This is a genomic window from Synechococcus sp. R60.1 (assembly GCF_047461835.1).
GTDB lineage: Bacteria > Cyanobacteriota > Cyanobacteriia > Thermostichales > Thermostichaceae > Thermostichus.
Map to the genome: position 1 here is coordinate 3,104 of NZ_JANSIA010000019.1, position 24,315 is coordinate 27,418.

Genomic DNA, 24,315 nt, shown 5'->3' on the forward strand with positions numbered 1-24,315 from the left:
TGATGTGGGATAGGGAGAGGCTGTCTGAACTGTTGAGTTGTGTCCCTATCGCCACATTTGGCAGGTGAAACTTAGTTGTAGGTTGTGTTGCGGATGTCTTGAATTTTGCAATTATTTCACCGTCAATTCCACGTCCCCCACACTCCTGAGGACGGTGATCCCCACCCCTCCTGACTGCAGATAGAGACCGATGTCCAGGGATCCCTGGCCCACCTGCACATTCTCAAGAATGACATGGGGCAGCCACAGGGGCAGAGTGGGCTTGGTTAAATGTACCCGTTGAGCCAGCCCGTCGATCTCCAGCCCCAGACAAGCCTGCAGCAGCAAAAACACACTGGCCGCCGCCCAAGACTGGGGCAGACAGGCCACCGGATAAAGGGTGGGGCCCTCCCGCTGTCGCCGCCGAAAGCCACAAAACAGCTCAGGCAGCCGCTTCAGCTCCAGAAACTGGCTGGCATCGAACAGCGCTGTCAAGACCCGCACCGCTTCGCCCTTGAAGCCATAGCGAGATAAGCCTGCGGCAATCAAGGCATTGTCGTGGGGCCAGATGGAGCCATTGTGGTAGGACATGGGGTTGTAGCGGCCCTCTCCCTCCGGCACCGTGCGGATCCCCCAGCCGCTGAAGAAAGCTGGCTCCAGCAGTTGCCGGGCAATGCAGGCAGCATGCTCGGGATGGGCAATCCCCGAAAACAGACAGTGGCCCATGTTGGAGCTGCGCACCCGGCAGGGTTGCTTCTGGCCATCCAAAGCCAGGGCATAGCCCCCCAACTCTTCGCACCAGAAGTGATCCCAAAACTGCTGCTGCAGCTTTTCCGCTTGTTGTCGCAACTGGGCTGCTTGCTCTTGCCGCCCCAGCAGCTCGGCCATCTCTGCTGCCAACTGCTTAGCTTCGTAGGCATAGCCCTGCACCTCGCACAGGGCCAAGGGGGGTTCTGCCAGGGATCCGTCCGGGTAGAAGATGGCATCTTCAGAATCTTTCCAGCCCTGGTTGCGCAGGCCCCGCCGCGCCTTGCCGGCATACTCCAAAAAGCCGTCCCCGTCCGCATCCCCGTAAGTGTCCATCCAGTGCAGGGCTGCTTCGATGTTTGGCCAGAGCTGCCGCAACAGCTCTAGATCGCCGCTGCGGCGCACGTAGCGCCCTGCTAGCACCACAAACAAAGGGGTGGAGTCAATGCTGCCGAAATAATTGCCAAAGGGGATCTCGCGCGTCTTGGCCATCTCGCTGGAGCGCTGCTCATGCAGGATCTTGCCAGGCTCGGCATCGCGACTGGGATCCACCTCCTGGGCCTGGTGGGCCGCCAGATACAGCAGCACCCCCCGCGCCAAGTCTGGAAACCACCAGAGAGTGGCCAGGGCGGTGATCAGGGCGTCGCGCCCGAAGACCGTGGTAAACCAAGGCACCCCCGCATAGGGATAAAGCCCGTAGGGAGTGCGGGTGAGCATCATCAGCAGATCATCCCGTGAGGCGTTGAGCCAATCGTTAAACTGAGCATTGCCGGTGTCGATCCGGTGGGCTTGCGCCCGCAAGGAAGCCCTTTGCTCCCGCTCCGCCTGCAGAGCCTCCTGGTAGGTCAAAGGGGCAATCTCCTCCCCGCCGTAGCTGCAGATCACCCTCAGCTCCAAATCCCGTTCCTCCTGCGGGGCCAAAGGCACCCACCACTGCGCCAGCTTCTCCGACACTAGCTCCGGCGCCGGCAAAAATTGCAACTGGGTTTGCCGCTCCACTCCATCCAAGCCGCGGTAGCGGAGAACCACTCCCTCAGGGTTCACCTGGGCCGGCAGCACTTGACCCCGCTGGGCCCGTCGGATGCCCCGGATCTCAAAAATATCGGCAAAGTCCGCCTCAAAGCGCAGGGTAATCGGCACGCGAAACGGCTCCGAGCCGTAGTTGTGAATGCGAATGCGCTCGTAGGCTACGTTGTTCCACAGAAAAGTAGTCCGTAGAACATGCAGGGTATCTTGACCGATAAACTGCCCCTCTGAGGTGGTGAACTCCGGGTTGGTCAGATCCACCGCCAAAATATCTTTGTCTTCCCGCACCTCTGAGCTGAGCAGCAGGAACTGCTTTCCCTGCAAGTCCAACACCCAGCGGGACAAAAAGCGGGTGTCGTCCCGGAAGAGGCCATGATCCCGGATGCCGAGGGGGCGCATGTTCCCTCGCCGGTCAAAGATGGCAAAGCAGTTGTCATGCTTGAGAACATGAGAGCGTGCCTCCACCCAAGAGGCGCTGGCCCGGATGTAGTACTGATCTTGAATTTGGATGATGTCTTCTGCCATCTCGGTCTTCTCGATCCCTATCCAGCCGGTCTCCTACGCGAACAGCTTACTGCTATCGGTCCACTCAAAGAAGGCGAAGAAGCAGGGGCCCCCCGATGCAGCCCAGCAGCCCTAGCTGCTACTTGGCCCATCTAAGCCTTATTAAGCTGCCTTCTTCGCGACATCTCCTGCCGCTCGTTCACCAGTTGGCGGTAGAGAGCCTCGTAGTCCGACACCATTCTTTCCACGCTGAACCGCTCCTCAAACACCTGCCGCACCCCGGCTCGGCTCAGGGATCCCACCTTCTCCACAGCCTCCACTGCTTCCTCCACCGAGTCGACAATAAAGCCGGAGCGCCTGTCGGCCATTACCTCGGGTACTGAGCCAAAACGGGTGGCAATTACCGGCGTGCCACAGGCCATCGCTTCAATCATCACCAGCCCAAAGGGCTCCGGCCAGCGGATGGGAAACAGCACCGCATAGGCCTTGCCCAAAAACTCGCTTTTCTCTTGGTCGGTGATTTCCCCTATGATCTCCACATTGGGGTGGCGACTGGCCAAAGGCTTAATTTCTAACTCGTAGTACTGGCGATCCACCGCATCGATCTTGATAGCAGCCTTCAGCGGCATCCCTGCCCGCGCCGCAATTTCAATAGCCGTGTCCAGCCCTTTTTCCGGGGAGACCCGGCCCAAAAAGGCCAGGTAGTCCCCCTTTTCTGGATAGAAACGGTGGAGATCCAGGGGCAAGCCGTGGTAGACCGTCCCCACCCAGCGGGCCTGGGGCAGCGGCAGCCGCTGGGCGTTGGAGATGGAGACCACCGGAATGTCCTGAAACTCGGTGTAGAGGGGCTGCAGCTCCGGAATGTCCAGTCGCCCGTGTAGGGTGGCCAAAAAAGAAACCTGCGGGTGGCGACGGGCCAGGGCATAGGGATAGTAGTCGATGTGGCCGTGGATAATGTCAAACTCGTCGGCCATCTGAAAGGCTTTCTCGACCATCAAAACATGAGGAGCCACTGTGTCGATGGCCGTGGGATCCAAACGCAAAGCCCGCTCCCGAAAGGGGATTAGACGCGCTTGGGTTTGGGAGTCGCCGCTGGCGAACAACGTCACCTCATGCCCCCGCCGCACCAGCTCTTCGGTGAGCCAAGACACAACCCGCTCGGTGCCGCCGTAGAGCTTGGGGGGCACACTCTCATGCAAAGGGGCAATCTGAGCAATGCGCATAGCCATCCTCCACACCGAATCATCACTGCTTAACGAAAACTTCTGCTGGCGCTCCGCCGCCGACCCTTGGGATCCCCTGTTGAGGGCACGCCATTCCTGGCTAGACTGTTCCAGAGTGAGCAGGAAAGGAGTTCGGGCTGCCGCCACCTGCCGGAGAGTTGAAGAGGCTTGAATGAGAACCCCAGCCATCACTTGCTCTTGCCCGCCGCAGCTTAATTTTCCTCCTCAGCGCTGGCTGTGGAGTTGCTTGGGAGCCATGGCCATAACGGCTCTCACGGCTGTTGCCGCTTGGGCGCGGCCAGTGCTGGAAGTACGCATGACCCTGGGTTTGCCCATCAGCCCCAACTACTGGTACATGGTAGCTCTCAGCCGGGCCGGCAGCCCTGGCCCTACCGCCAACTTGGTGGATCCCAACGTCCGTGTGGGGCCCAACGAGTACACCTTTGTGCGGGACTGGGATTACCTCATTCGGGTTACCCCCCTCAACGAAGAGTCGGTCTTGCAAGCCACCATCCAGCGGTTTGGAGAGCCGGAACGAGAGTTTGCCGTTGGCTTTAACCAGGTACGGGTTAATCGCCTTACCCGTGACCGCGATACCCTCAATTTCCAGATCGATATATCCGAGCTGCAGGGCCTTGATGGGCGAGACCAAGATATCCAGGTGGCTCTGCTCACCGCCCGTGCCCCCTTCCGCGTAGCCCCTGAAGAGACCAATCTGGCCATTGATGCCACCCGGGGGGATCTGCCCAATTTCTATCGCCTCAGCCTGTCCAATCAGCGGCAGGTGGTTGTGGACGACCCCCAGCGACAGGAGACGGTGCGCCGCAGCCGCGAATTGATCCAACAAAGTGGCTCCGGGGCTGCCCTCACTCGCGACCTCATTGAGGGCGGGGCTTTGGAGATTTTGGCCGCCAACATCCTCACCTTCGAGCTGCGCCTGGTGGATCGCTAGAGAGGGATCCCTCCCCCCTCGACGACTGGCATCGCTCCAAGACTGTCTCCGCAACCCGGCGGGAACCAAAAATAGCGACGAACCGGCCCGCCAGCCTCGGCAGAGGCGCCGGGGATTCAAGGGGAGTGCCAGGGCTTTACTCCCCCCCAGAGAAAGGGCCTGGAATTGGATCCAACATCACAAACAAAAACGACTCCAGCCCCGCCAGGTAGGTGAGCACTTCCTCCCGGGCCGCTTCCAGCTCTAACTTGTTGACCTGGGCCGCTTGCTCAATCAAGGCTTTCACTGCCGTTGGCCCATGCAACAGGGATCCCAGCCAAGCCATCTGAGGGGCTGAGATGGTCAGGCGCCCATAGCTGGATCCCGGCCAATTCATGGCAAACTCCAGCTTCTTCTCGTAGGCTTTGGCGAAGTTTTGGCGAAATTCGACGTTGTCGGCCAGGATGGGGTTAAGCTGCACCCTGCCCCCCAGCCAATCGGCGTCGCTCCAGGGCAAGACCAAGGAAGAGCCGGGGTGTTCCGCCCAAAAGTCAATGAGGCGATGGTTGGGGTAGATCAGCTCATAAAAGTGATTTTGATCCGCAGGCGAGAGCTTGTCCAACTCAGCTTGCAACCAGGGGGGCATGGCCCTCTCCTTGAACAAAAGCGCCGGATCCCAGTCGGCATAGTCCACCAGACAAACCAGGCCCAGCTCAGCTTCCTCGAGCATGCGCATCAGGTCGGGGATCAGGAAGCCCTTGTCTCCTGGCAAGAGGTAGTTGGCCCGGATGTTGGTGTCGTCTTTGTAGATCTCAGGGTTCCAGCGCAGGGCTGCCCGCATTTCGTCCGAGGCCAAACTGGCCATGAATTCCCGTACCCGCTGACAGGCCTCAGGAGTGGGTAGATCAAACAGCCCCAGCAGCCGAAACGCCTCTTGTAGGCGAAAGATCACCTCCCGCTGGTAGGCGTGGTGCAGGTTGGCCCGCAGGATCCCGTCAGGTTTGAGAACCCGCTTGAGGGCTTTTAGCCCCGCCACCGGATCGTCCAGCAGATAGAGCACATCGTTAAGGCTGATGAAGTCAAATTCCAACCCCAACTGTTCGATATCCAACAGGTCGAGAACATACAACTCCACCTCTCCGAAACCGTGGTAGCGCAAGCGTCGCTCCGTCACCCGTACCGACTCTGCCGACAGGTCGCACACCACCAGCCGCGCCCCCGGATTGGCCTCCGCCAAGATCAACGTTTCCCAGCCCGAGCCGCAGCCAGCATTCAAAATGAGAGCGCCTTCGCTGGGCACAATGGCGCGGGTGCGAGCGTACTGAGCCGTCGTCAAGCTCAGGCGGTACAACCCGTCAATGGCGTTGCGGCCCGAGGCCTCAATGGAAACATTGGGGTAGGGCAATTCTTCGTACAGTTGCCGCAAAGATTCCGCAGTGCTCCGCACCGCTGACCCGAACGAGCTGCTGGCCATAGGGCTCCACACCGCTACCGTGAAGGGATCCGCTGCAGGAAGCTGCCCTTTATGCTACCCGCGATCCCTTCCCCGCAGGAATGCCTCTAAGGCAGCAGCCAGGGTTTCATTCCCCTGCAGATCCAATCCATCCGGCCTCTGGGGTGGGTGGGCGGGATCCTGCAAAAAGTCCCAGGATCCTTGAAAAAACTCCTCTGGCGAGAGAATGCGATGCCAGCCATAGCGCTGCAGACCCTCAACCAGCAACGGCGACTCGGCAAACCCAGAGCGGGTAACACAGGCCATAGGTGTGCGGCTGCGCAGGGCCTCCGCCAAAGTGCCATAGCCCGGCTTGGACACCACCCAGCGGCAGAGGGGCATCACATCCACCGGTCGCCACACCCGCCCATCCAAAACCCGCAAGTTGGGCAAGGGGGGAGCTTCCGGATCAAAGGTGAGAAACTGCCAGTCGGGAAAATCTTGGAGCCGCTCGTAAGGAAACCCCCGTACCCCTAGCCCGCCAAAGGTGAACAAAGCCCTGGGTTGATCCGGGTGTAACCCCAACTGGGCGGCGACCTCTTCTGGTGGGTAGCGGGGATCCGATCCCGTCAGCCCCACCTCCTGCTGACGCGGAAAAGCGCTAGTGCTCCGCACCGCTGACGCGACCATGCTCTCGCTAAAGGGCAGGCGAAACAGAAGGTCACATTGCCCATAGAGCTCCCGAACCCAGGCCACAAACGGTTGAAACTCAGGGCCGTATTCTTGGTAGATGAAATCCCAGCCAAAATTACTGGCCATCCAGCAAGGGATCCCAGCAGCCTGGGCAATCGCCGCAGCAATGGGCGGCACATCCGCCAACACCAAAGGCACCCCCTGGGCTCGAATGAAATCCGCTTCTTCTCGAACAAGCTCCGCAGCGCTGGCTTTAAACGCCTTGAGGGCAGCCAACGTAGCCGGCAGATCGGCCTGTAGCCCATCCGGCTGCACCACCCCCACATCCAACGCCCGCGGCCGATGGAGAAACTTCCCCTCCACGTAACGCTCCAGGAGCCAGCGGGGAGCCGGCGTAACAAAGATGGGCAGAACATGGGGATCCCGCCGCAGCAAAGCATTCACGACCGCCGCCAGACGGGTAACGTGCCCAAACCCGTGAGCTGTTGCCGCCACATACAGAGGAATGGGATTCATTGTGCTCTGCACCGCTAACGCGATAGGACTCCGTCCCGCTAACGCGATAGGACTCCGTCCCGCTGGCGCGAACGCAACCGCCTCAGGACAGAACAGGATCCGCGGGGGGCTTTTCCCTATGGGATCCCCACAGATTGCTGGCCAAAATCAGACCCAGGCCCAGCACGGATCCCAGCGCAATCCTCTCGCCCAACAGCACCGCAATCAACCCCAACGACAAAAAGGGCGTCACATACACCCAGTTGGCCAGGGATCCCCGATGGCCCGCCAACTCCAGAGCCCGCAGCCAAAACACAAAAGTTAAGCCCATCTCCGCCAGACCAATGTAAGCCGCCCAACCCAGCCCCGCAACTGTCCAAGAGACCTCCTGAAACGGCAGCAGTAGCAGGCCATAGAGGCTGCCGAAGAGAAACCCCATAAACAGCTTCAGCACCGCATCTCGCCCATCCCGCACATTGAGCAGCCAGTAGAGCGCCCAGATTCCAGAGCTGCCCACCGCCAGCAGCACCCCCCAGGGATCCTCCACCTGCAAGGTGCCCCAGGATCCCCCCGTAGCCACCAGCACCACCCCCAGCAGGCTCACCCCCAAGGCCAACACCAGCCGCCAGCGAAAGCGCTCTCCCAACAGCGGCACCGCCAAAAGAGCCAGCACCAGCGGCCAGGTGTAGTTCAAAGCCATCGCCGCCTGAGCCGACAGGCGGTCATAAGCCTGGAACAACACCCCATAGTAGCCAAGGGGGTTGAGCAGCCCCTGAAGAGCCGATAGGCGGACTTGGGATCCCTTCTGCTTGCCGATCAACCTCGCCCGCCCTGTAACCACCAAAACGATCCCCAGGATCAAGCAAGAGCTCAATGCCGAAAAAATCAGCAAGACCGTCGGCGACAGGTGCTGCAACCCAAACTTAAAAGCGCTGGCAGCCGTGGCCCAGCCCAAGATGGCCGCCGCCAGGTAAACATAGGCTCGCCAGGGATCCCTAGGCATCAAAAGCTGTCGAGATGGTGCTCCGCACCGCTACCGCCGTCCTCTGGCTTCGACTTAGCTCCGGTGGGAAGGCCCAGCCGCGGTGCCACCACCCAGGCGTAGAGCAGGTAGCCCAACCCCGCCACCACCGCCCACCTGAGAACAGTGCCGAAAACCCGGAAGAACAGCCCAACCAGAAGAATACAGCCCAGAATGGCGAAGACCGTCACCAGTGGACGCCCCCAAGTCTCAATCCAAGCTCGAACGGCACTTTTCCCCCGAGACGCAACGGATGTTCCCGACTCCCGAGAGGCTGCAGCCGCCTGCTCCAGTTCACGCTCAAGCTGTTTCAGCCGTTCTTGTTCTGAGAAAGAGAGATCGGACATAGAGAGCAGTCTCCAGCGGTGTCACCTCCATCTTACGAGCTGCTCCCGAAGATGGGCAGACTAAGCCCGCGCCGAAGGGATCTCCTGAACCATAGCCCGGAACACATCCAAAGCCGGGCCAGGGCGACGGTTAGGACGCGGAGCCGAGATCTCATTGGGCACAAAAGGCTTCTCCACCACCACCTTGGGCTTGTTGGCAGGAGCAGTTGCTGTAGCCGCAGGAGCAGAGCTGGGAGAAGCTGGTGCAGAACGAAAAGGCCCGGTAACAAAATCCACCAAGCCGCCGAAGAGAATGCCGAAGAAGGAGAACAGGCCGCCGAAAAGCTTTTTGAGGATACCCATAGCTAATTGCAAAGAGATGAGGTGAGAACTTGTCGATGTTATGTCGATGTTGTGAAGTTATACAACTCGACCTTCATTATTGTTAAAAGGTAGCCTCTTGGCCATGAGTAGATATACTCCTTTTCTTAGGCCTGGGGATCCCCCACCCGCCTGCCCTCGGCGTCAAATCGCTGTAGGGGTAGGGTCAACTCCAGCTCTTGCAGCTCCAAAGGTTGAGAGACCCCCCTGCCGCGCCCCAAAGCAAAGCCATCCGCCGCTGCCGGGTTCACGTCATAGCCGATATCTGCCATTGCTTCGACGGTGAGAATGCTTAAGGGGTTGGCTACCCCCCGGTCGATGCGGCTGGTCATCAGCTCGCGGCCCAAGACATTCTCCCGCCAATGGGAATCTCGGGATCCCTCCCCAAACTGGTTCTCCAAGGGCACAGAGGGCGCGTTTCCTCCCAGCCTAGTGAAGGCGCTGACTGCCCTGGGGCCGATAAAGCGGGGATCGTAGCCAGGGGGCGTAGGCTGATCCCGTCCCACCAAGCCCACCGTTAGCCCCTTGGGATCCCAGACGATGGGCAAGAAGCCCAAGGCATGGCCCAACTCGTGCAGGGCGGTAATGGGCAGATCCCCTCGTTCTTCCAGGGCAGATAGATTTTGACTGTTGAACAGAACTACGGAGTAAAAAGGCAGACCATTAGAGGCCCGTACAAAACAGGGAGCAGCTCCCCCCAAAATTCGCTCGTCGCCGAGATTTCTGGCCCGCACCTCCACCAACAGATCGTCGATGGGGAAATTGAGTGGCGTGCTGGGAAACCCTCGATCACATTCGTCGGCCCGAATAGTGGTGGGGGGCAGATCCGGCTGGTCGCCAACGATGATCTGTTGCCAGCGCAGAGCGGCATTGCGGACGATCGACTGCTGGGTGGGGGTGAGACTGTTGTCGGGAAAGCGAACGTCAATGGTGAACTGGGAAGCAGGCGCAGTCGTTGGCGAGGGCAAAGGGGCAGGAATGACAGTCGGAGTAGGGGTGAGAACAACAGTTGGAGTAGAGGTGGGAATGACGGTTGGAATGGGAGTGGGAATGACACTCACAGAAGAGGAACCACCACTTCCCCCGCAGGCCTTGAGCGCCAGTACCAGAAGCACAGCCACCAGGGATCCAAGCAGACGCAGACCCCATACTTTCCCCAGAAGCTGTCGCTGCCCCGAAAAAACCTTCACACCACCCCCAAACGCAAAGAGCCTCACGGCCCAGTTGGATCATACCGGTTGCGACCCTCCTCCTGAGCATGATTTGCGTCACACCGCACCGGTCAACTTCAAGGCCGGGAAGAGGTGGGTTTGGAGGTCTATATTTTCAGGTCAGGATCTCTCAATCTGAGGAGTCGGAAGAGTTTTCCTCTTCTATGCCCCAGCCCGCAGCCAAAACATCCACCGCTGCCCGCAGCGCCTGGTTATCCCCCAAGAGCTCCTCGGGATCCGAACGCGGCTCCACCAGGGGAACCAAGCGCAGAATACGTCCGTCCTGAACCAAGTCGATAACCACGCCCGGCTGCTCCTTGCCCAGGTTGGCAATCTCTTCTTCGGAAGCGGGATCCCGCAGACAGGCATAGTCAAAGCTGTTCACATTTAAGTAGAGGCTACGGTTTACCACCAGTGTGGCAGCAGTGGGATCCTGAAAAACATCCACCACGCAGCCTTCCCCTTGCTTCCGCACTGAGCCATCGACGATATCAAAGTAGCGAACACGGGCCAAATCGGATAGGAGTCGGTAAATATCCCGCTTATTGACCAGAGTTCCCGTATTCACAATACAGGGGGCACAGGGATGAGTGTCTGTCATAGGGCAGTCGGTCTCGAAAGGTCAATAGATTGAGAGCAAGCAAAGGAAAGCAAAATCAATAGTGTCTGCAAACCATCTCCAGAAACATCAATCCTCGGCAATTCTAGGCGCGGTTATAGCTGACAAGCAACAGAGACCCCAACTTAATCCCTAACTTCACAAAAACTTTAATCGGCTAAAGAGGGAAGAAGTAGCCTGCCCTGCCTTACCAAGTTAAGCCACTGCAACAACAGAACAACTCCCTCCATTTCGCCTACCCAGCGCTCAAACTGCTCTTGGGGAAAACTCAGTCATAACTTTGGTTTTATCGACTCTATCACAGCCTTCCCGAAAAGGGCACAGGTCACTACTAATCGCTACTAAGGTGCAATCTCCAGACAAAAGGGACAGAGGCTGTCCGGCAGGATTCTACCTGCATCTTGTGGGAAGGCAAGTAGCTGAGCAGCTTTAGACTCTAGATATTGTAGATGAACCCCGAACAGACCGTCTTCGATTCAGAACTCTCCCCTTGGCTTCTTAGGAAGGATAGCATAGGGTACCAAGCCCGCTGCCTAGAAATAGCGTTGACTCTTCGCCGGAGACGACTTTTGCCGTGGTAACCACTCCCCAACGCCAGACTCTGCCGGTTGTCGATTTTGCCGCCTTCCAGAAAGGAACGGCAGGTGAGCGGGAGCAGTTTGTCCGCCAGGTGGGGGAAGCCCTGCAGCAGATTGGCTTTTTTGCCTTGGTCAACCATGGCCTATCGCCGGAATTGATCCGGGAAGCCTATGAAGCCGCAGAAGCCGTTTTTCTTTTGCCAGAGCCAACCAAGAGAGCCTATGAGGATCCGGCCCTGCTGGGGCAACGAGGGTACACCCCCTTTGGCAAAGAACATGCCAAAAATCACCCCTACCCTGACTTGAAAGAGTTTTGGCACATCGGGCGCGAAGGGGATCCCCACCTTCCTGCCAACATCTGGCCTCGGGAGGTGCCCCAATTTCGCAGGGTGATGCTAGAGCTGTTCGCCCAATTGGAAACCTGTGCCCAGGGACTGTTGCAAGCAATCTCTCTGTATCTGGGGGAGCCTGCCGAATACCTGCCCAAAGCGGCGGAAGGAGGAGCCAATCTCTTGCGGGTGATTCACTATCCGCCCCTTCCCGCTGAAGCCCCTCCCCAGAGTTTACGAGCTGCAGCCCATGAAGACATCAACTTGATTACGCTCTTGTGTGAAGCCACCGCACCAGGTCTAGAGCTTCTGCAACGAGATGGATCTTGGCTGCCCATTTCGGCTCTGCCCGGTCAGATCATTGTCGATGCTGGGGATATGCTGCAAAACCTCACCAATGGCCTGTTGCGCAGCACCACCCATCGGGTGACCAACCCCGACAACCCTCAAGAATGCCGCTTTTCCATTCCCTTCTTTGTGCATCCGCGGCCAGAGGTGGATCTCACACCCTTGCCGACTTGTGTGGCCCGCACCGGCGGGATCCCTCGGTTCCCTTCCCTGACTGCCGGAGAATACTTGGCCCAGCGGTTGAGGGAAATCGGCCTGGCCGAGGCAGGATCCCCGCCCCAGCATTGATCCCAACTGGGGGTCTCTATGGTTCGGATCCCGGCCTTGCCCTACGAGTATGAAGTTCCCGGCCTGTCTCAGTTGGCCCTGGTGATCATCGATATGCAGCGAGATTTCCTGGATCCGGGCGGCTTTGGGGAAATGTTGGGCAATGATGTCACCCAACTGGGATCCATTGTGCCCACCCTGGAGGAACTGCTGGACTTCTGTCGTCAGAAGGGCCTAACCATCATCCACACCCTGGAGGGTCACCAGCCAGATCTCTCCGATTGCCCGCCCAGCAAGCGCAAACGCGGCAAGGGATCCCTGACCATTGGGGATGAAGGCCCTATGGGGCGGATTTTGATTCGCGGAGAGCCGGGCAACACCATCATCCCTGAGCTTGCTCCGCTTGCGGGAGAGATCGTCATCCCCAAACCCGGCAAGGGGGCTTTCTACGCCACCGAGCTGCAAGAAATCTTGCAAAAGCGCGGCATCACCCACCTGCTGTTCACCGGGGTAACCACAGAAGTCTGCGTGCAAACCACAATGCGCGAGGCCAATGACCGCGGCTATGAGTGCCTGCTGGTGGAAGATTGCACCGCCAGCTACTTCCCAGAGTTCAAGCAAGCCACCCTGGAGATGATCCGGGCGCAAGGGGGCATCGTCGGCTGGACGAGTTCTGCTCAGAACATCCAAAAAGCGTTATCGGGTTTACAGTGAGTGTGAATAACCCAACAAGCGTGAGGCTGAACCGATGACACTGGCTCAGGAGGCAACTGCCCAAGTCCCCGCCTTTTGCGAAGGGATCCAGTACTTCGGGGATCCCTGGCCGGAATTTGACCGCCTGGGCCAGGCCCCTGCAGTGGATGCCGGCACCGGGAAACTGAGGGATCCCGGCAGTCGTATGGCCGCCTACCAAACCTTGCTCTATGCCGATGCCTTGCGCTACCTCACCCTGCAAATGACCGCCAGCAAAGCCTCAGGCCACCCAGGGGGATTTGCCAGCCAAGCAGAAGCCTATGCAGCTCTGGTGTACCTGGGCCAGAAGAACATCCCCACCGAAGTTGGGCACCACGCGCCGGGCTTTTACGCGGCCATGTTTTTGGATGGATCCCTGGCCGAGATGGGCATCCACACCGTCGCCGACCTGCGGGCCCGTTTTCGAGAGCGGGAAGGGCTGTTGGGTCACCTCTCTGGCTACATTCCCGGACTGCTGGCGCCGGCTGGGCCGCTGGGGCAGGGGCAGCACTTTGCCATGGCGGGGGCATTACTCTACCCGGATCGCCTCTTCCCGGTCACGATTGGGGATGGCGGCCTGGGGGAGCCCTATGTGATGAGCTCCATGATTCACTTCCACACGGCTTTCCCGCAGCGCACCAACTTCCTGCCGGTGCTGGTCTGGAACGGCTACAGCCAAGAGCACCACAGCATGATCTCCACCGCCAGCAACGCCCAGATGGCCGAGTATTGGCGGGGCAACGGCTTTGAGGAAGTGGTGTTGGTGGATGCCAAGGACTTTGACGATGCCCAACAGCCTGGCCCTTACGTCGACAGCACTCAGTTTTCCCTAGAAGCCCGCCTTGCCTTTGCCCAAAGGGTGCTGATCGAAATGGAGCGAGCCATCCAATCAGCCCTGAGCGGACAATTAACGGTTTTCATCCTCAAGCAACTGAAGGGGGCTGGGGTACATGCCAAGGGATCCAAGTCCCACAACCTCTACGGCCACCACACTCTGGATCACCCGGACATTGTGGCGGCTCTGCGGGCGCGGGCCTTACATCCGGCAGCTTGGGCCCTGGTGCGACAAAACTGCCAACGGGCAGCCGGGGGGCCAGCCGCCAAGGTGGCGGTTACAGAGTTCGTTCGGCCTTTGCCGCCTTTGGGATCCCTAAACCTAACGGAGTTTCCCCTAGGGGACAAGCAGGTTTCCACCACGGCCATCGGATCCCTCGTGGTGCAGGTGGGGCAGAAGGATCCCGACTTTTTGGTGGCCAATGCCGACGGCAACGAAGCTTCCGGCATTGCCAATGTGAACCAAGGTCTCAAGGTGATTCACCCCACGGTGGATCCCTTATACAACCAACAGCCCCAAGGACAAGTCTATGAGCCCCTGAGCGAAGATGCCTGCGCAGGACTGACGGCGGGCCTGGCGCTCTTCGGCGGACGCTCCCTGTGGTGCTCCTACGAGTCCTTTGCCGTCAACGGCCTACCCATCTGGCAGACGGTAACCCAAGCCATGGCGGAGCTACGCCGGCCCACCCCCTCGGCCATTGCCCTCTTCACTGCCGGCGCTCTGGAACAGGGGCGCAACGGCTGGACCCACCAACGCCCGGAAATTGAAGCCTACCTGGCAGCCATGATGCGCAACGGCAACGTCTTCCCCCTCTTCCCGCCGGATGCCAACTGTGCCCAAGCTGCCTACGAATGGGCCCTATCCACCTGCAACAAAGGGATCCCTATCATCGCCAGCAAAACCCCCCTGCCCATCCGCACCACCCTCGAACAAGCCCGCCAAGCAGTAGAGCAGGGCTGCACCGTCCTTCAGGAACTTCCTGGATCCCGCACCGTCGTCTTTGCCGTGGTGGGGGATATGATTCTCCTGCCCGTGTTCGAGGCGGCTGAGCAGCTCCAAGCCCAAGGGATCGGCTGCAAGATCGTCTCGGTGATTAACCCCCGCCGTCTGTATCGCCCCGGCGACGTGGCTTGGTCCACCTGTGCCCAGCCAGATGGGGAATTCATGTCCGACCAAGAATTTGCCGCTTGGTTTGCCGGCGAGGCCCTCATCGGCGTAACAGGCGGATCTAGCCTGATGCTCGAACCCTTGATGTTGCGCTATGCCGGCCCGCGGGATTTCTTCGCTTGGAAACGCGGCGAAACCACCGCCACCCCCGCCGAATTGATGGACTACAACGGCCTGACAGCTCAGGCACTGTCAGAACGAGCCAAGCAACTGCTATGCTGAGGGCGAGCTTTTAGCTTGGTTAGCATTGTCCACCTTATTTTTTCCTATGACTGCGGCTAGATATCTCCGAGAGAAGCTTGAGAGGATGTCTCCCACCGAGAGGGTAGAGCGAGTTGTTGTCCAACACTTTGCTTCTCCTCTCCTGCAGGCGCTTGGCTTTGACGACTCGGAAATTAGAGAAGAATTCGAGACAGGTTGCGGCCAGGTCGATCTCGCAGCAAGAAAGAACGGAGATCCTGAAGATATTTTCTTTAGATCCCCGAAGAATCCCTACTTGCTTTTGGAGGCAAAATCTAGAGCAGTTAATCTCAGAGAAGGATCTTGCTATAGAGATGCAGTTTGTCAGATAGAAAGTTACTTGCTTGCCAAGGACTGCAAATCTGCAAAATGGGGAATTATCACCAATGCAAATAACATCCAGCTTTGGAGGAAGCACGGAAAAGTCGTTCACCCCGCTACAGCAAACCTTGATATTAGCTCAGATAACATTGAGAGCATAGTGCGTAACTTGCGAGACAAGATAGAAAACTATGAGCGCGCTCTGACTGTATGCGTGTATAACAATAAAGGGGGCGTAGGCAAAACAACAACAGTTATTAACCTTGCAGCAGCACTAGCAACAAAGAGAAAGAAAGTCTTAGTTGTTGACTTTGATTCCCAAGGAGATCTGACAAGAAGCTTGGGAGTTACTACTGGAAAAATTACACTGACGCAGTGCTTAAAGGATCCCAAAATAGATGTTCATTCCGTTGTCCAAACATACAGACTCAAGACAGTTAGACAAGGCAAACAGAGTATAGTTTCCATCTTTGACATCATCCCAAGAGACCCTGAACTGGAAACGTTAACTGATAGCCAGGCGGTAGCATATATCCAGAAGGGAACTCGGCGCCTTCGCGATCTGATTGCCCCTCTTCGCAATGAGTATGATTACATCCTAATTGACTGCCCAACTCAATGGCTTTACTTTAGCCAGAGTGGTGTTTTTGCTGCCGATGTTATTTTGATACCTACCCGCCCCGACGATCTGTCTTCCCTGAATAATGCTGCTAGAGTAATCACCAGATTTGTTCCAGAAACTGCTAGGTCACGACAGGATGGTGGCCCCAGGACTTTGCCTATCTTTTTCAATGGCGTCCCCTCAGAAAGCGAAAACACTATTAAACGAGCAAATGATGAGATAGAAAAAATTGTCAGCCAAGAGAGAAGCATGAACCTACTTCCATATTTCTGGCCGCATTTTAAGAGAGGTAATGAAAACAAAAGCATTTTTAGGATACCTGACTATGCAGTGATATCCTCTGCAAGCTTTGATCGAAGGCCTGCCGTCTTTAATCGGAGAGTTTTAGAATACTACCAGAGTCTTGCCCGTGAGTACTTTATCGATGAGTGAGTTTTCAGATCTAGGTAGATTGGTTAACTTACCCCTTGAGAGCATTACGCCCGCCGATGGGTTTTCTGCTCCCTCCTTCCTTGTTGCCGCAGCCGCAGATCAGCTAAGGGCGACAGGAGGACACAACTGGGTTCCTCTGCTGGTGGTCGAGGCTGGCGACTATCAGTACAAGGCCATTGGTAACCATTTTGTCTATGCAGTTGCTCAAGAAGCGGGACTGGAAAGGCTATGGTGTATCGTTGTCGATCCTGATCCAGAGCAGGTTAAGCAGGCCCAGATTCTCGCCAAAGAAATTGTTCCGAAGGTAAATTTGACCAATACATCGAGAGAGACTATCTTGGCTGCGCTAAGATACCTAGCCGAGCAACCCAGCAGTCCCCTCAAGGGAGTCGATGTAACCATTGCAGCTGCCCGGATTGCAGACGCGGATAGAAGTTGGTGGCAGGACTTAACCCCCATAACCAAGCTTGGGTGCAAAATTACGCGAGGCAAAAAACTGGATGCCCTATCGGAAGTATTTTTCGTAACTCCTACAGCGTTGCCCCCTACTCTGAAGAAATCATCCAAGAGATCTGCGGCATCCGCTGGCGCGAAGAAAGCGACCTCAACTCGCTCGCGGAAAAAAGGAGAGAGCTGAAAGGGATCCCTTCAAAAACATATTCTCCTCTCCACATCACCGAGGCCCGACTCCGATTGCTGTGGGATGCCTGCCTCAAGCCTCCCTTTGAATGGCTACTGCCACCCAAACAGCCTTGGCCGCTCTCAACAACAGCCTCCATGGCAGGTATGCTCTGCTTACCTAGGACGACCGGATCCATCTGGAGCTCATGCACAGGATGATCACCAGCATCTTGGAGATCGACCTGACCCAAACCGTCCGGTATTATCTTGACCACAGGGATCCCCCCCTTATCGCCTGGATCCTGGGCCGTGATCAAGCGCTCCAGACCTGTTGAAACCTCATATTGTTCAGGGTCAGGCCCCATTGGGATCCAACGCTGCCACAGATCCGAGGCTTTGTAGCTACAGAGTTTGAGGACTCGATAAACTTATGAGGTCGAAGCTCAACGGCTGGAACCGGTAGGATTGACTTATCTTTGGCCGGTGTCCTGTTAGGAATGGATCATGGCGCTTTACGACTGCGACTTTTATGCCTGGACGCAAGAGCAAGCCGCACTGCTGAGATCGGGGCAGTGGGATCGATTGGATATTCCCAACTTGGTGGAGGAGATTGAGACTTTGGGCAGGCAAGAACGCCGCGAATTGGTGAATCGGCTAGGGATCCTGGTGGGCCATTTGCTAAAGTGGCAGTTTCAGCCTCAACAACGAAGCAAAAGTTGGACAGCCACAATCATCGAACAGCGGCAAGAGGTGCAGGAGTTAATTGCGGATAATCCCAGCCTTAAGTCTTATCTGGTTGAAGCAATGAATAAAGCTTATCAAAAGAGCGTCCTGCTGGTGGTTAAAGAAACGCCCCTATCTCTGGACGATCTGCCTGCCCAGTGTCCCTACACATTGGATCAGGTGATGGATCCCGACTTTTACCCCGAACAGGAGAATTCCCAGTGACGCTAGACCTCGATACTTATGCCCATACTTAAGAAGGCGATGGCACTACATGAACTTTGCTAGCTTTGCTCCTTGTGTTAACTCTGCTGGCCCTAGCAGCTCAATTTTCTCACTCCGATGTTAGATGCTCTCTTCAAAATAATCACTATCAATCTTCTTTACCGGATACAATGAAACTGTAGATACGCCAACGTCGTGCTCAATCATTAGATTTGTTAGTTGTTCGCCGTCAATCAAAACAATCTTACTGCCGATCTGCGAAACGTAGCTGCTAGCGTCTTCAGTAAACCTGGAGGTAGTGATAAAAATACCCTTGTTTGCTCTTTGAGCCTGTAAAGCACCCACAAACTGCATGACATCAGGACGACCTACCGGATTGCTATCCCAACGCTTTGCCTGAATATACACAACATCAAGACCGAGTTTGTCCTCTTTGATGATCCCATCAATTCCACCATCGCCACTCTTGCCAATTGCTTTGCCCGCATCTGCTCGTGAACCTCCATAGCCCATTTTGACCAGCAGTTCCACAACAACCTTTTCGAAGAAGGCGGGCGATACTTTCTTTAGCTTGGCAAGCAATTCGTCAGCCAGTTTGTCACGGAGACTTTCATATGCAGCTTCTAACTGCTCTAATGGTGTCGCTGCCGAAGTCTCTGATAAAGCTTTTTGTTTGCTTGCCTTGTTGCTGCTTCTTGTGTCTTTGGGCCCCTCAAATTCTCGGAATTCAGGATATTGCCTGAGTAACTCTACATTGATGGTTTTGGGCTGTTTTTCAAGAAGATCTCTTCCGCGGTCAGTAATTTGGTAGAATCCTCTGCGCGTTGTTTCCAGCAGCCCTGCCTTTTTCATATAAGTTGCAGCCCAGCCGACGCGATTGACAAAGGTTGGCTGTACACCGCTCGGCAGCATCTCCCTGAGATCGTCCTCTGTGAGGCCCAGTTCCTTTGCCAGAACTTCAACAGCTTCGCTGGTTGATATTTCGGTTTCTTTACGTGCTGCAAACTGGAGAAGTGGCAACATCAAGCTCTGATAATCGGGAACGGCCATTTGTAGAACCGATGTGAAGACAGGGATCTCAAACCGAAGTAGGTTCCACCCATAACTTTACGCCAACCCTCTGCTGCAAGCCAGCTAGGGTATCTGTCAGGCTCGGAAACCTCTGACAAGAGTTTGGCATGGATGGCTCAGGCGTGATTTGAACACGCGACCAAGGGCTTATGAGTCCCCTGCTCTACCGCTGAGCTACTGAGCCAGGATAGTGCTTAACTAGAATAGCACTCTTGGGCCGGAACTGCGCCTCAGAAAATCCCCTCAGCCCCCTCTCGGGAAGAAGCCCCAGACAAGGCAATGCCTATCGGCAGGCCAGGGCAGCTTCATAAACCCGTCGGTTGGCCGCGAGAGACTTCTCCAAATCCACCAGTGGGCGAGGGTAGTCCACCCCCAATCGGACTCCAAATTGCTTCTGCTCGGCAGCAGTGAGGCGATAGGGCTCGTGGATTTTATCCCCCGGGATCCCGGCCAATTCCGGCAACCAGTGGCGCAGATAGTCTCCTTTGGGATCGTACTCGCGAGATTGCTTGGGGATGTGGAAGTAGCGGAAGCCGCGGGCATCGTTCCCTACGCCGGCGGTGTAGTTCCAATTGCCGTAGTTGCTGGCCACGTCGTAGTCGATGAGCAGCGACTCAAACCACTCAGCGCCCATGCGCCAGTCGATGCCCAGGTTCTTGGTCAAAAAGCTGGCCACATTCTGCCGTCCCCGGTTGGACATAAATCCGGTAGCCGCCAGCTCCCGCATGTTGGCATCCACCAAGGGGTAGCCCGTCTCACCCCGACACCAAGCCTGAAAGCGCGGCCAATCCTGCTGCCAAGGGATAGGGATCCCTTGGATCCCAGAGGGACGGAACAGTTTGGCGCCGTGCTTGGCCAAGATAAACCGAAAATAATCCCGCCACAGCAGCTCGAACACCAGCCAGTAGGTGGACTCATTGCGCACCCGCTCCTGCTCGTAACGCTTGACCTCGGCATAGACGGTGCGAGGGGAGATGCAGCCCAGGGCCAACCAAGCAGAAAGCCGGGAGCTATCGTCGGGATCCAACATGCCGTTGCGGGTTTCTTTGTAGATGCGCAGCCGATCCCGATCCCAAAAGTAGGTTTGCAGGCGGGCATGGGCAGCAGTGCTGCCGCCAAGGTAGGTGAAGCGGGCCCGTGGATCCCCGGCAGGTGGGGATAGCCCCAGCGAGGCCAGGGTGGGCAGAGGGCCGGGATCCAAACCCGATGGCAGGGGGGGGATCGAGGGAATGGGCAAGGGATCCCGGATGGGGGTGCTCCCCTCGACTTGCTTTCGAAAGCGGGTGAACAGCTCCGGCAGTTGCGAGAGACAAAAGAGGAGATCCTCAGGGTGATAGAGGGTATGGCCCCAATCAACCTGCAGCCGGATCCCCAGAGACCGCAAAGCCCGCTCAACAGCAGCCGCCACCTCCTTCTCCTCGGTGCCCACCTCTTCATGGGCATAGACCGCCTCGACCCCCCACTCCTGTGCCAAGGTGGGGATCACCTGTTCTGGCTGTCCCTGGCGGATCACCAAATCCGAGCCGCGCGACCGCAACTGCTGCCGCAGATCTGCCAAACTCTCCAGCAAAAACTGACCGCGGAAAGGGCCGGTTCTGGGGCGGAGCCCAAGGGAAGTCTCGCCGAACTGGCGGGGATCCAAGCAATACAAGGGGATCAAAGGGGATCCCTGTTGGCAGGCCCGCGTCAGCGGCTGGTGATCCAGCAGGCGCAAGTCGGTGCGAAACCACAGCAGGACGGTCATTCTGCAGCTACCCTACACGGATCCCGCGGACTCAGACTTGGACACCCGAACCCCAGCTGGACGCCCCAGCTCAGGGCTGGGAACAAAATGAGGCACATCGGCAGCCGGGATGTGAACAGGGGCCTTGGTGCGCGGATGATAGGTTTGCCGGGCGGGACGATGGCGCAGCGAGAACGTGCCAAAGCGAGCCAGCCGCACGGATCCCCCCTGGGCCAGGCATTGGCTAATGCTGTCCAGCATAGCCTCCAGAGCAGCAGCAGCCATTTCCACGGTCAGGCCATCCACCTGCGCGGCCATCTGGCGGGCCAGCAAACGGCGAGTCAAATGAGGAGGAGAAGCCACCGACCGACCCTCTAGACAACAGAACACAGACAGGGGCTTAGAGCACCTCCAGTTCACTCTCGAAAAACCAATGTCGAGAGCGATCGGGAAACTCCAGAATGTAGCCGACACCGCTGCCATCGACCACACGCCGTGCCAGCACCACAGCCTCTTTGCCCACCAGAGCGCTGAGGTTTTCTTGTCCGCGATCCTGGACAGAGCGAACTTTGACCTTATTTCCAACCTTGATCGCCATAAAACCGCGAAGAGACTTACCACTCAAGATGGTACGGCAAAAGTCCCCTTGCCGAGCTCCTGCCGCACCTCTGCTGGGGTTGACCCCGATGGGATTGCTAGAATGGGGTCAGAGTGCCGTGCCCCAGGGAAGACTGCCTCCGTGATTGCCCTTTCCCTCAAACCCGCCCACTGCTCCTGGAGCGTTATCAGCTTTCCCTCCACCCTCTACACTCAGCCTGTCCTCGATCTCTTGATCTCAAAAGTCCCTCCTGCCTGGAGAGCGGAAATACGTTTGGGCCTACAGGAAGCAATCATCAATGCCGTCCGCCACGGCAACGGCCTCGATCCCAACAAGAAAGTGATCATCGAGTACGCCAGCTCGGAGCCCTTTTACCAATGGCTGGTGCGGGATCAAGGGCCCGGCTTTTGTCCCCAAGAGAAGCTCCACCGATGCCAACATAACATCTTGGAAACCGAAGAGTCGGGCCGAGGAATGCTGCTGCTCACCCAAATCTTCGACTTTGTGGAGTGGAATGAAACAGGCAACCAGGTCTACCTGGCCAAATACATCCACGCCAACTGCCGGGATCCCTGGATAGTCTGACCCTCAATGCCACTCCCAAAACAGCTTGCCCATTTGGGTAATCTGGCAGCCCCGATCGGGGTAGGGAGCTTCAGAAACCGCTAGGGCTGTGGTGGCGAAGGCAAAGCGCGTGGATGCCCAGCGGGATCCCTTAGCGCTCCGCGCCGCTGACGCGACCGGGTCGGGCAGCTCGCTTTCCAAGAGCAACCCCAGGGATCCATAGCCATAGCCCAAATTGCGGTGGGGCAGGGAAGCCACCAACTTGCGCCAGGCGCGATTTGCACTCAAGGGGGGATCCGCGAGGGCCGTCTCCAGAGCCCCCAAAGAAGAGGCCAGGTAGGAATAGCCTTTGCGATCGGCATGATACACCTGTGCCGGCAGCGGGATCCCTGGCAGCGTTTGGGGGAGAGCCTCTGCCGCCTGCAATGACGCGGATCCTCCCTTCCCGCTGACTTCCAGCGGCTCGCCTGCCAACACAGGGATCTCCGGTCGATGGATAGAGCGGTGAGGACTCCGTCCCGCTGTCGCCACCGGCGGGGGTTCTGACGGCAAGGACTCCGTCTCCCCCGCAGGAGTGGTCGGTTGGGCCCAGGCAGTGGCGGTGCCGCGCTTCGTTGCCAGAGAGATTACCTGCCAGCCTTGGGCGCGTGCCCGCTCATCCAAGTCGAAATAAGGACTCCGTCCCGCTGTCGCGACCGACTCATCCGGCAGCTTACCGACCCACAGCCAGGCTGGATCCCCGTCGCCGGGCAAAAGGGCAAAGGCAAACTCTCCCCGTTCCGGCAACAGACGCTGCCAGTCCAGCGCCACCTGAGATTGCAAGCGCTGCAGCCACTGGCCGGGATCCACCCGCAATCCCAGGGGATTTAGGGGCTGGATCTGCCCCAGGCTCTGCCAAACTGAGGCCAGATTCTCTCCGGAAATCAGCGCCAAGGTCTCATCCGGCAGATGTTGAAGGATCTGCGGGCGAAAGGCTTCTGCCGCCGGCAAGGAGAAGCCAGCGGGCGCATGCCAGAGGGCAGCACTTTCGGCCACCAAGCCCTGGAAGTTCACCCCCAACCCCAGCCCTACCGCCTGCAACGTCAGCCCGTCTGGAGAAACCGCCTCTGGATTCTGCCAGAAGGCCCAACCCACATGCGCCTCCCGCAAGGGCTGGATGACCTGCTGAAACAGAGGCTGAGCCACCAGAGACAACTGCGGCAACTGCCAAGCATCGATTGCAGCCCGAATGGCAGCAGGCTGCTCCGCCAGCAACACGTATTGCTCGCCGAAAACGGCTGCCGAGAACCCCTGCAGGCCCGGAATCGGGCTAGACACCACCTGAATGCCCTTGTAAGTGTCCACCTGCACCGGCCTCCCGGCCAAGCTCTGCCGTTCCCACAACAGGTTCAGCTCAAACTGAGAGAGCGCCGCATCCCGCGTTTCCAGGGCAACCAAAGTGCCCCACTCCGGCAAACTGGCCAAGAGGGTGCTCCTCCCCAGCCAGGGCCGCACCTCCCGCTCAAAATCAAGGGATCCCCCGGCCAGCATGGATCCCAGCCAGCCTGGGCCTTCAGGGGAGAAAAACTTTTGCCACTGCTGACGGGCAGCGCGTCGCTGGGGGGCAGGAGTTGCCGCTTGCCAAAACGCTTGCACCTCGTCCAGGGGAACAGCCAACACCAGCAGCGCTTGTGCGGAGCGAGGGGCCAAACCCACAATTGGCGGCAGCTCCGGGTGGGCCAGCAACAAAGCCACCGGACTGCGGGTGAGCAGCCATACGACAACCCACACCACCATGGCGGCCAGAAGACCAAGCCCAATCAGGATCCCGCGCAAGAGTTGCCGTCGTCCCATATCTCAATCTCTGCACCGAGGGAGACATGGAGCGGACACCCAGGCCCTACTGCTCTGCACTGCTGGCATGAACAGGCCTAGTGAAGAAGCGCTGCCCTCAGTCATGCATGATAAAACCTTACCATGGAACAGAGGCTAACCCTGGTGCACAAGCTGGAGCCCACCGCTGAGCAGGCGGCCAAGTTTAGAGGCACCCCACAAGCCTTTGTGATCCGCACCACCATTCCAAACCAACGTGCAGATCAGCCCTGCCTTGACCAGCCCGGCAGCTATCTAGGCCCATCCGAAAGTCAAACCCATGTCAGAGTTTCAACTGGTTTCTCCCTATCAACCCACCGGAGATCAACCTAAGGCAATTGCCGGCTTGGTGAAGTCGATTTCAGAAGGCCATCGTTTTCAAACCTTGCTGGGAGCAACCGGAACCGGCAAAACGTTTACCATCGCCCATACCATTCAGCAGGTGGGCAGGCCCACCTTGGTGATGGCCCACAATAAGAC

The 24,315-nt window shown here is 57.8% G+C and carries 23 protein-coding genes and 1 tRNA gene; 9 read left to right on the forward strand and 15 right to left on the reverse strand.

The annotated features are described in order from the left end of the window. Window positions 1–111: 111 nt before the first annotated feature. Window positions 112–2,277 (reverse strand): glycogen debranching N-terminal domain-containing protein, encoded by a 2,166-nt coding sequence (locus tag NW834_RS04495; protein WP_414419569.1) that lies wholly within the window; start codon window positions 2,275–2,277, stop codon window positions 112–114. A 131-nt stretch (window positions 2,278–2,408) separates the two neighbouring features. Then, window positions 2,409–3,668 (reverse strand): glycosyltransferase family 4 protein, encoded by a 1,260-nt coding sequence (locus tag NW834_RS04500; protein WP_414419568.1) that lies wholly within the window; start codon window positions 3,666–3,668, stop codon window positions 2,409–2,411. A gap of 67 nt (window positions 3,669–3,735) precedes the next feature. On the opposite strand from NW834_RS04500, the gene NW834_RS04505 reads away from it, so the two are divergent. Continuing rightward, entirely contained in the window at window positions 3,736–4,431 is a 696-nt protein-coding gene (locus NW834_RS04505) for a hypothetical protein (RefSeq protein WP_414330153.1), read from the forward strand. Between the two features lie 136 nt (window positions 4,432–4,567). Here NW834_RS04505 and NW834_RS04510 read toward each other — a convergent pair whose 3' ends face one another. The 7 genes from NW834_RS04510 to NW834_RS04540 all read right to left on the reverse strand — a co-directional run bounded on the left by NW834_RS04510 (window position 4,568) and on the right by NW834_RS04540 (window position 10,570). Further along, a complete protein-coding gene (locus tag NW834_RS04510; protein WP_414419567.1) occupies window positions 4,568–5,884 on the reverse strand; it encodes a class I SAM-dependent methyltransferase in 1,317 nt (438 codons plus the stop codon). 54 nt (window positions 5,885–5,938) lie between these two features. Next, window positions 5,939–7,051, reverse strand: a complete 1,113-nt coding sequence (locus tag NW834_RS04515; RefSeq protein ID WP_414419566.1) for a glycosyl transferase — start codon at window positions 7,049–7,051, stop codon at window positions 5,939–5,941. A gap of 82 nt (window positions 7,052–7,133) precedes the next feature. Next, entirely contained in the window at window positions 7,134–8,033 is a 900-nt protein-coding gene (locus tag NW834_RS04520) for a DMT family transporter (protein WP_414419565.1), read from the reverse strand. Beyond that, window positions 8,033–8,398 carry a hypothetical protein gene (locus NW834_RS04525; protein WP_011432431.1) on the reverse strand — a complete coding sequence of 122 codons (366 nt, stop codon included), beginning with the start codon at window positions 8,396–8,398 and terminating at the stop codon, window positions 8,033–8,035. The genes NW834_RS04520 and NW834_RS04525 overlap by 1 nt, the downstream gene beginning before the upstream one ends. A 60-nt stretch (window positions 8,399–8,458) precedes the next feature. Then, window positions 8,459–8,740 carry a hypothetical protein gene (locus NW834_RS04530; RefSeq protein WP_011432432.1) on the reverse strand — a complete coding sequence of 94 codons (282 nt, stop codon included), beginning with the start codon at window positions 8,738–8,740 and terminating at the stop codon, window positions 8,459–8,461. Window positions 8,741–8,865: 125 nt separating this feature from the next. Then, window positions 8,866–9,819, reverse strand: a complete 954-nt coding sequence (locus NW834_RS04535) for a leishmanolysin-related zinc metalloendopeptidase (RefSeq protein WP_414419564.1) — start codon at window positions 9,817–9,819, stop codon at window positions 8,866–8,868. 280 nt (window positions 9,820–10,099) lie between these two features. Continuing rightward, a complete protein-coding gene (locus NW834_RS04540) occupies window positions 10,100–10,570 on the reverse strand; it encodes a hypothetical protein (protein WP_414331929.1) in 471 nt (156 codons plus the stop codon). A gap of 592 nt (window positions 10,571–11,162) precedes the next feature. On the opposite strand from NW834_RS04540, the gene NW834_RS04545 reads away from it, so the two are divergent. From NW834_RS04545 to NW834_RS04570, 6 genes are all read left to right on the forward strand, one after another. Continuing rightward, a complete protein-coding gene (locus tag NW834_RS04545; protein WP_414419563.1) occupies window positions 11,163–12,131 on the forward strand; it encodes an isopenicillin N synthase family dioxygenase in 969 nt (322 codons plus the stop codon). Between the two features lie 18 nt (window positions 12,132–12,149). Next, window positions 12,150–12,824 carry a cysteine hydrolase family protein gene (locus NW834_RS04550; RefSeq protein WP_414419562.1) on the forward strand — a complete coding sequence of 225 codons (675 nt, stop codon included), beginning with the start codon at window positions 12,150–12,152 and terminating at the stop codon, window positions 12,822–12,824. Between the two features lie 34 nt (window positions 12,825–12,858). Beyond that, window positions 12,859–15,066, forward strand: a complete 2,208-nt coding sequence (locus NW834_RS04555; protein ID WP_414412592.1) for a phosphoketolase — start codon at window positions 12,859–12,861, stop codon at window positions 15,064–15,066. A gap of 85 nt (window positions 15,067–15,151) precedes the next feature. Further along, on the forward strand, window positions 15,152–16,459 hold the full coding sequence (locus NW834_RS04560) for an AAA family ATPase (protein WP_414374527.1): 1,308 nt from the start codon (window positions 15,152–15,154) through the stop codon (window positions 16,457–16,459). Then, entirely contained in the window at window positions 16,452–17,096 is a 645-nt protein-coding gene (locus tag NW834_RS04565) for a Rho termination factor (protein ID WP_414419728.1), read from the forward strand. Before NW834_RS04560 ends, NW834_RS04565 begins: the two co-directional genes overlap by 8 nt. 488 nt (window positions 17,097–17,584) lie before the next feature. Continuing rightward, complete coding sequence (locus tag NW834_RS04570) at window positions 17,585–18,028, forward strand: DUF29 domain-containing protein (RefSeq protein ID WP_414419727.1); 444 nt, start codon at window positions 17,585–17,587, stop codon at window positions 18,026–18,028. Window positions 18,029–18,148: 120 nt separating this feature from the next. On the opposite strand, the gene NW834_RS04575 is transcribed toward NW834_RS04570, so the two are convergent. The 5 genes from NW834_RS04575 to NW834_RS04595 form a co-directional block, all read right to left on the reverse strand. After that, window positions 18,149–19,078 carry a restriction endonuclease gene (locus tag NW834_RS04575; protein ID WP_011432440.1) on the reverse strand — a complete coding sequence of 310 codons (930 nt, stop codon included), beginning with the start codon at window positions 19,076–19,078 and terminating at the stop codon, window positions 18,149–18,151. A gap of 133 nt (window positions 19,079–19,211) precedes the next feature. Further along, a tRNA-Met gene (locus NW834_RS04580) sits at window positions 19,212–19,283 on the reverse strand. 99 nt (window positions 19,284–19,382) lie between these two features. Next, entirely contained in the window at window positions 19,383–20,843 is a 1,461-nt protein-coding gene (locus tag NW834_RS04585; protein ID WP_414419726.1) for a DASH family cryptochrome, read from the reverse strand. Window positions 20,844–20,855: 12 nt separating this feature from the next. After that, window positions 20,856–21,185 carry an HU family DNA-binding protein gene (locus NW834_RS04590; protein WP_238376891.1) on the reverse strand — a complete coding sequence of 110 codons (330 nt, stop codon included), beginning with the start codon at window positions 21,183–21,185 and terminating at the stop codon, window positions 20,856–20,858. 37 nt (window positions 21,186–21,222) lie between these two features. Next, window positions 21,223–21,420 (reverse strand): cytochrome b6f subunit family protein, encoded by a 198-nt coding sequence (locus tag NW834_RS04595; protein WP_041436278.1) that lies wholly within the window; start codon window positions 21,418–21,420, stop codon window positions 21,223–21,225. Between the two features lie 141 nt (window positions 21,421–21,561). Here NW834_RS04595 and NW834_RS04600 point away from each other — a divergent pair, with 141 nt between their 5' ends. Next, a complete protein-coding gene (locus NW834_RS04600; protein WP_011432443.1) occupies window positions 21,562–22,005 on the forward strand; it encodes an ATP-binding protein in 444 nt (147 codons plus the stop codon). Window positions 22,006–22,008: 3 nt separating this feature from the next. Here the strand turns inward: NW834_RS04600 and NW834_RS04605 are convergent, their stop codons facing one another. Next, on the reverse strand, window positions 22,009–23,817 hold the full coding sequence (locus NW834_RS04605; protein WP_414419725.1) for a DUF3352 domain-containing protein: 1,809 nt from the start codon (window positions 23,815–23,817) through the stop codon (window positions 22,009–22,011). A 298-nt stretch (window positions 23,818–24,115) separates the two neighbouring features. On the opposite strand from NW834_RS04605, the gene NW834_RS04610 reads away from it, so the two are divergent. Continuing rightward, window positions 24,116–24,315 (forward strand): DEAD/DEAH box helicase family protein (locus NW834_RS04610; protein ID WP_414426225.1); only part of this gene is annotated, 200 nt, incomplete at its 3' end.

What these genes read in the sequence shown, in the direction of transcription:
- NW834_RS04495 (WP_414419569.1), bottom strand. Translation starts at nt 2,277, where the DNA reads ATGGCAGAAGACATCATCCAAATTCAAGATCAGTACTACATCCGGGCC.
- NW834_RS04500 (WP_414419568.1), bottom strand. Translation starts at nt 3,668, where the DNA reads ATGGCTGGGGTTCTCATTCAAGCCTCTTCAACTCTCCGGCAGGTGGCG.
- NW834_RS04505 (WP_414330153.1), top strand. Translation starts at nt 3,736, where the DNA reads ATGGCCATAACGGCTCTCACGGCTGTTGCCGCTTGGGCGCGGCCAGTG.
- NW834_RS04510 (WP_414419567.1), bottom strand. Translation starts at nt 5,884, where the DNA reads ATGGCCAGCAGCTCGTTCGGGTCAGCGGTGCGGAGCACTGCGGAATCT.
- NW834_RS04515 (WP_414419566.1), bottom strand. Translation starts at nt 7,051, where the DNA reads ATGAATCCCATTCCTCTGTATGTGGCGGCAACAGCTCACGGGTTTGGG.
- NW834_RS04520 (WP_414419565.1), bottom strand. Translation starts at nt 8,033, where the DNA reads ATGCCTAGGGATCCCTGGCGAGCCTATGTTTACCTGGCGGCGGCCATC.
- NW834_RS04525 (WP_011432431.1), bottom strand. Translation starts at nt 8,398, where the DNA reads ATGTCCGATCTCTCTTTCTCAGAACAAGAACGGCTGAAACAGCTTGAG.
- NW834_RS04530 (WP_011432432.1), bottom strand. Translation starts at nt 8,740, where the DNA reads ATGGGTATCCTCAAAAAGCTTTTCGGCGGCCTGTTCTCCTTCTTCGGC.
- NW834_RS04540 (WP_414331929.1), bottom strand. Translation starts at nt 10,570, where the DNA reads ATGACAGACACTCATCCCTGTGCCCCCTGTATTGTGAATACGGGAACT.
- NW834_RS04550 (WP_414419562.1), top strand. Translation starts at nt 12,150, where the DNA reads ATGGTTCGGATCCCGGCCTTGCCCTACGAGTATGAAGTTCCCGGCCTG.
- NW834_RS04555 (WP_414412592.1), top strand. Translation starts at nt 12,859, where the DNA reads ATGACACTGGCTCAGGAGGCAACTGCCCAAGTCCCCGCCTTTTGCGAA.
- NW834_RS04560 (WP_414374527.1), top strand. Translation starts at nt 15,152, where the DNA reads ATGTCTCCCACCGAGAGGGTAGAGCGAGTTGTTGTCCAACACTTTGCT.
- NW834_RS04565 (WP_414419728.1), top strand. Translation starts at nt 16,452, where the DNA reads ATGAGTGAGTTTTCAGATCTAGGTAGATTGGTTAACTTACCCCTTGAG.
- NW834_RS04570 (WP_414419727.1), top strand. Translation starts at nt 17,585, where the DNA reads ATGGCGCTTTACGACTGCGACTTTTATGCCTGGACGCAAGAGCAAGCC.
- NW834_RS04575 (WP_011432440.1), bottom strand. Translation starts at nt 19,078, where the DNA reads ATGGCCGTTCCCGATTATCAGAGCTTGATGTTGCCACTTCTCCAGTTT.
- NW834_RS04585 (WP_414419726.1), bottom strand. Translation starts at nt 20,843, where the DNA reads ATGACCGTCCTGCTGTGGTTTCGCACCGACTTGCGCCTGCTGGATCAC.
- NW834_RS04595 (WP_041436278.1), bottom strand. Translation starts at nt 21,420, where the DNA reads ATGGCGATCAAGGTTGGAAATAAGGTCAAAGTTCGCTCTGTCCAGGAT.
- NW834_RS04605 (WP_414419725.1), bottom strand. Translation starts at nt 23,817, where the DNA reads ATGGGACGACGGCAACTCTTGCGCGGGATCCTGATTGGGCTTGGTCTT.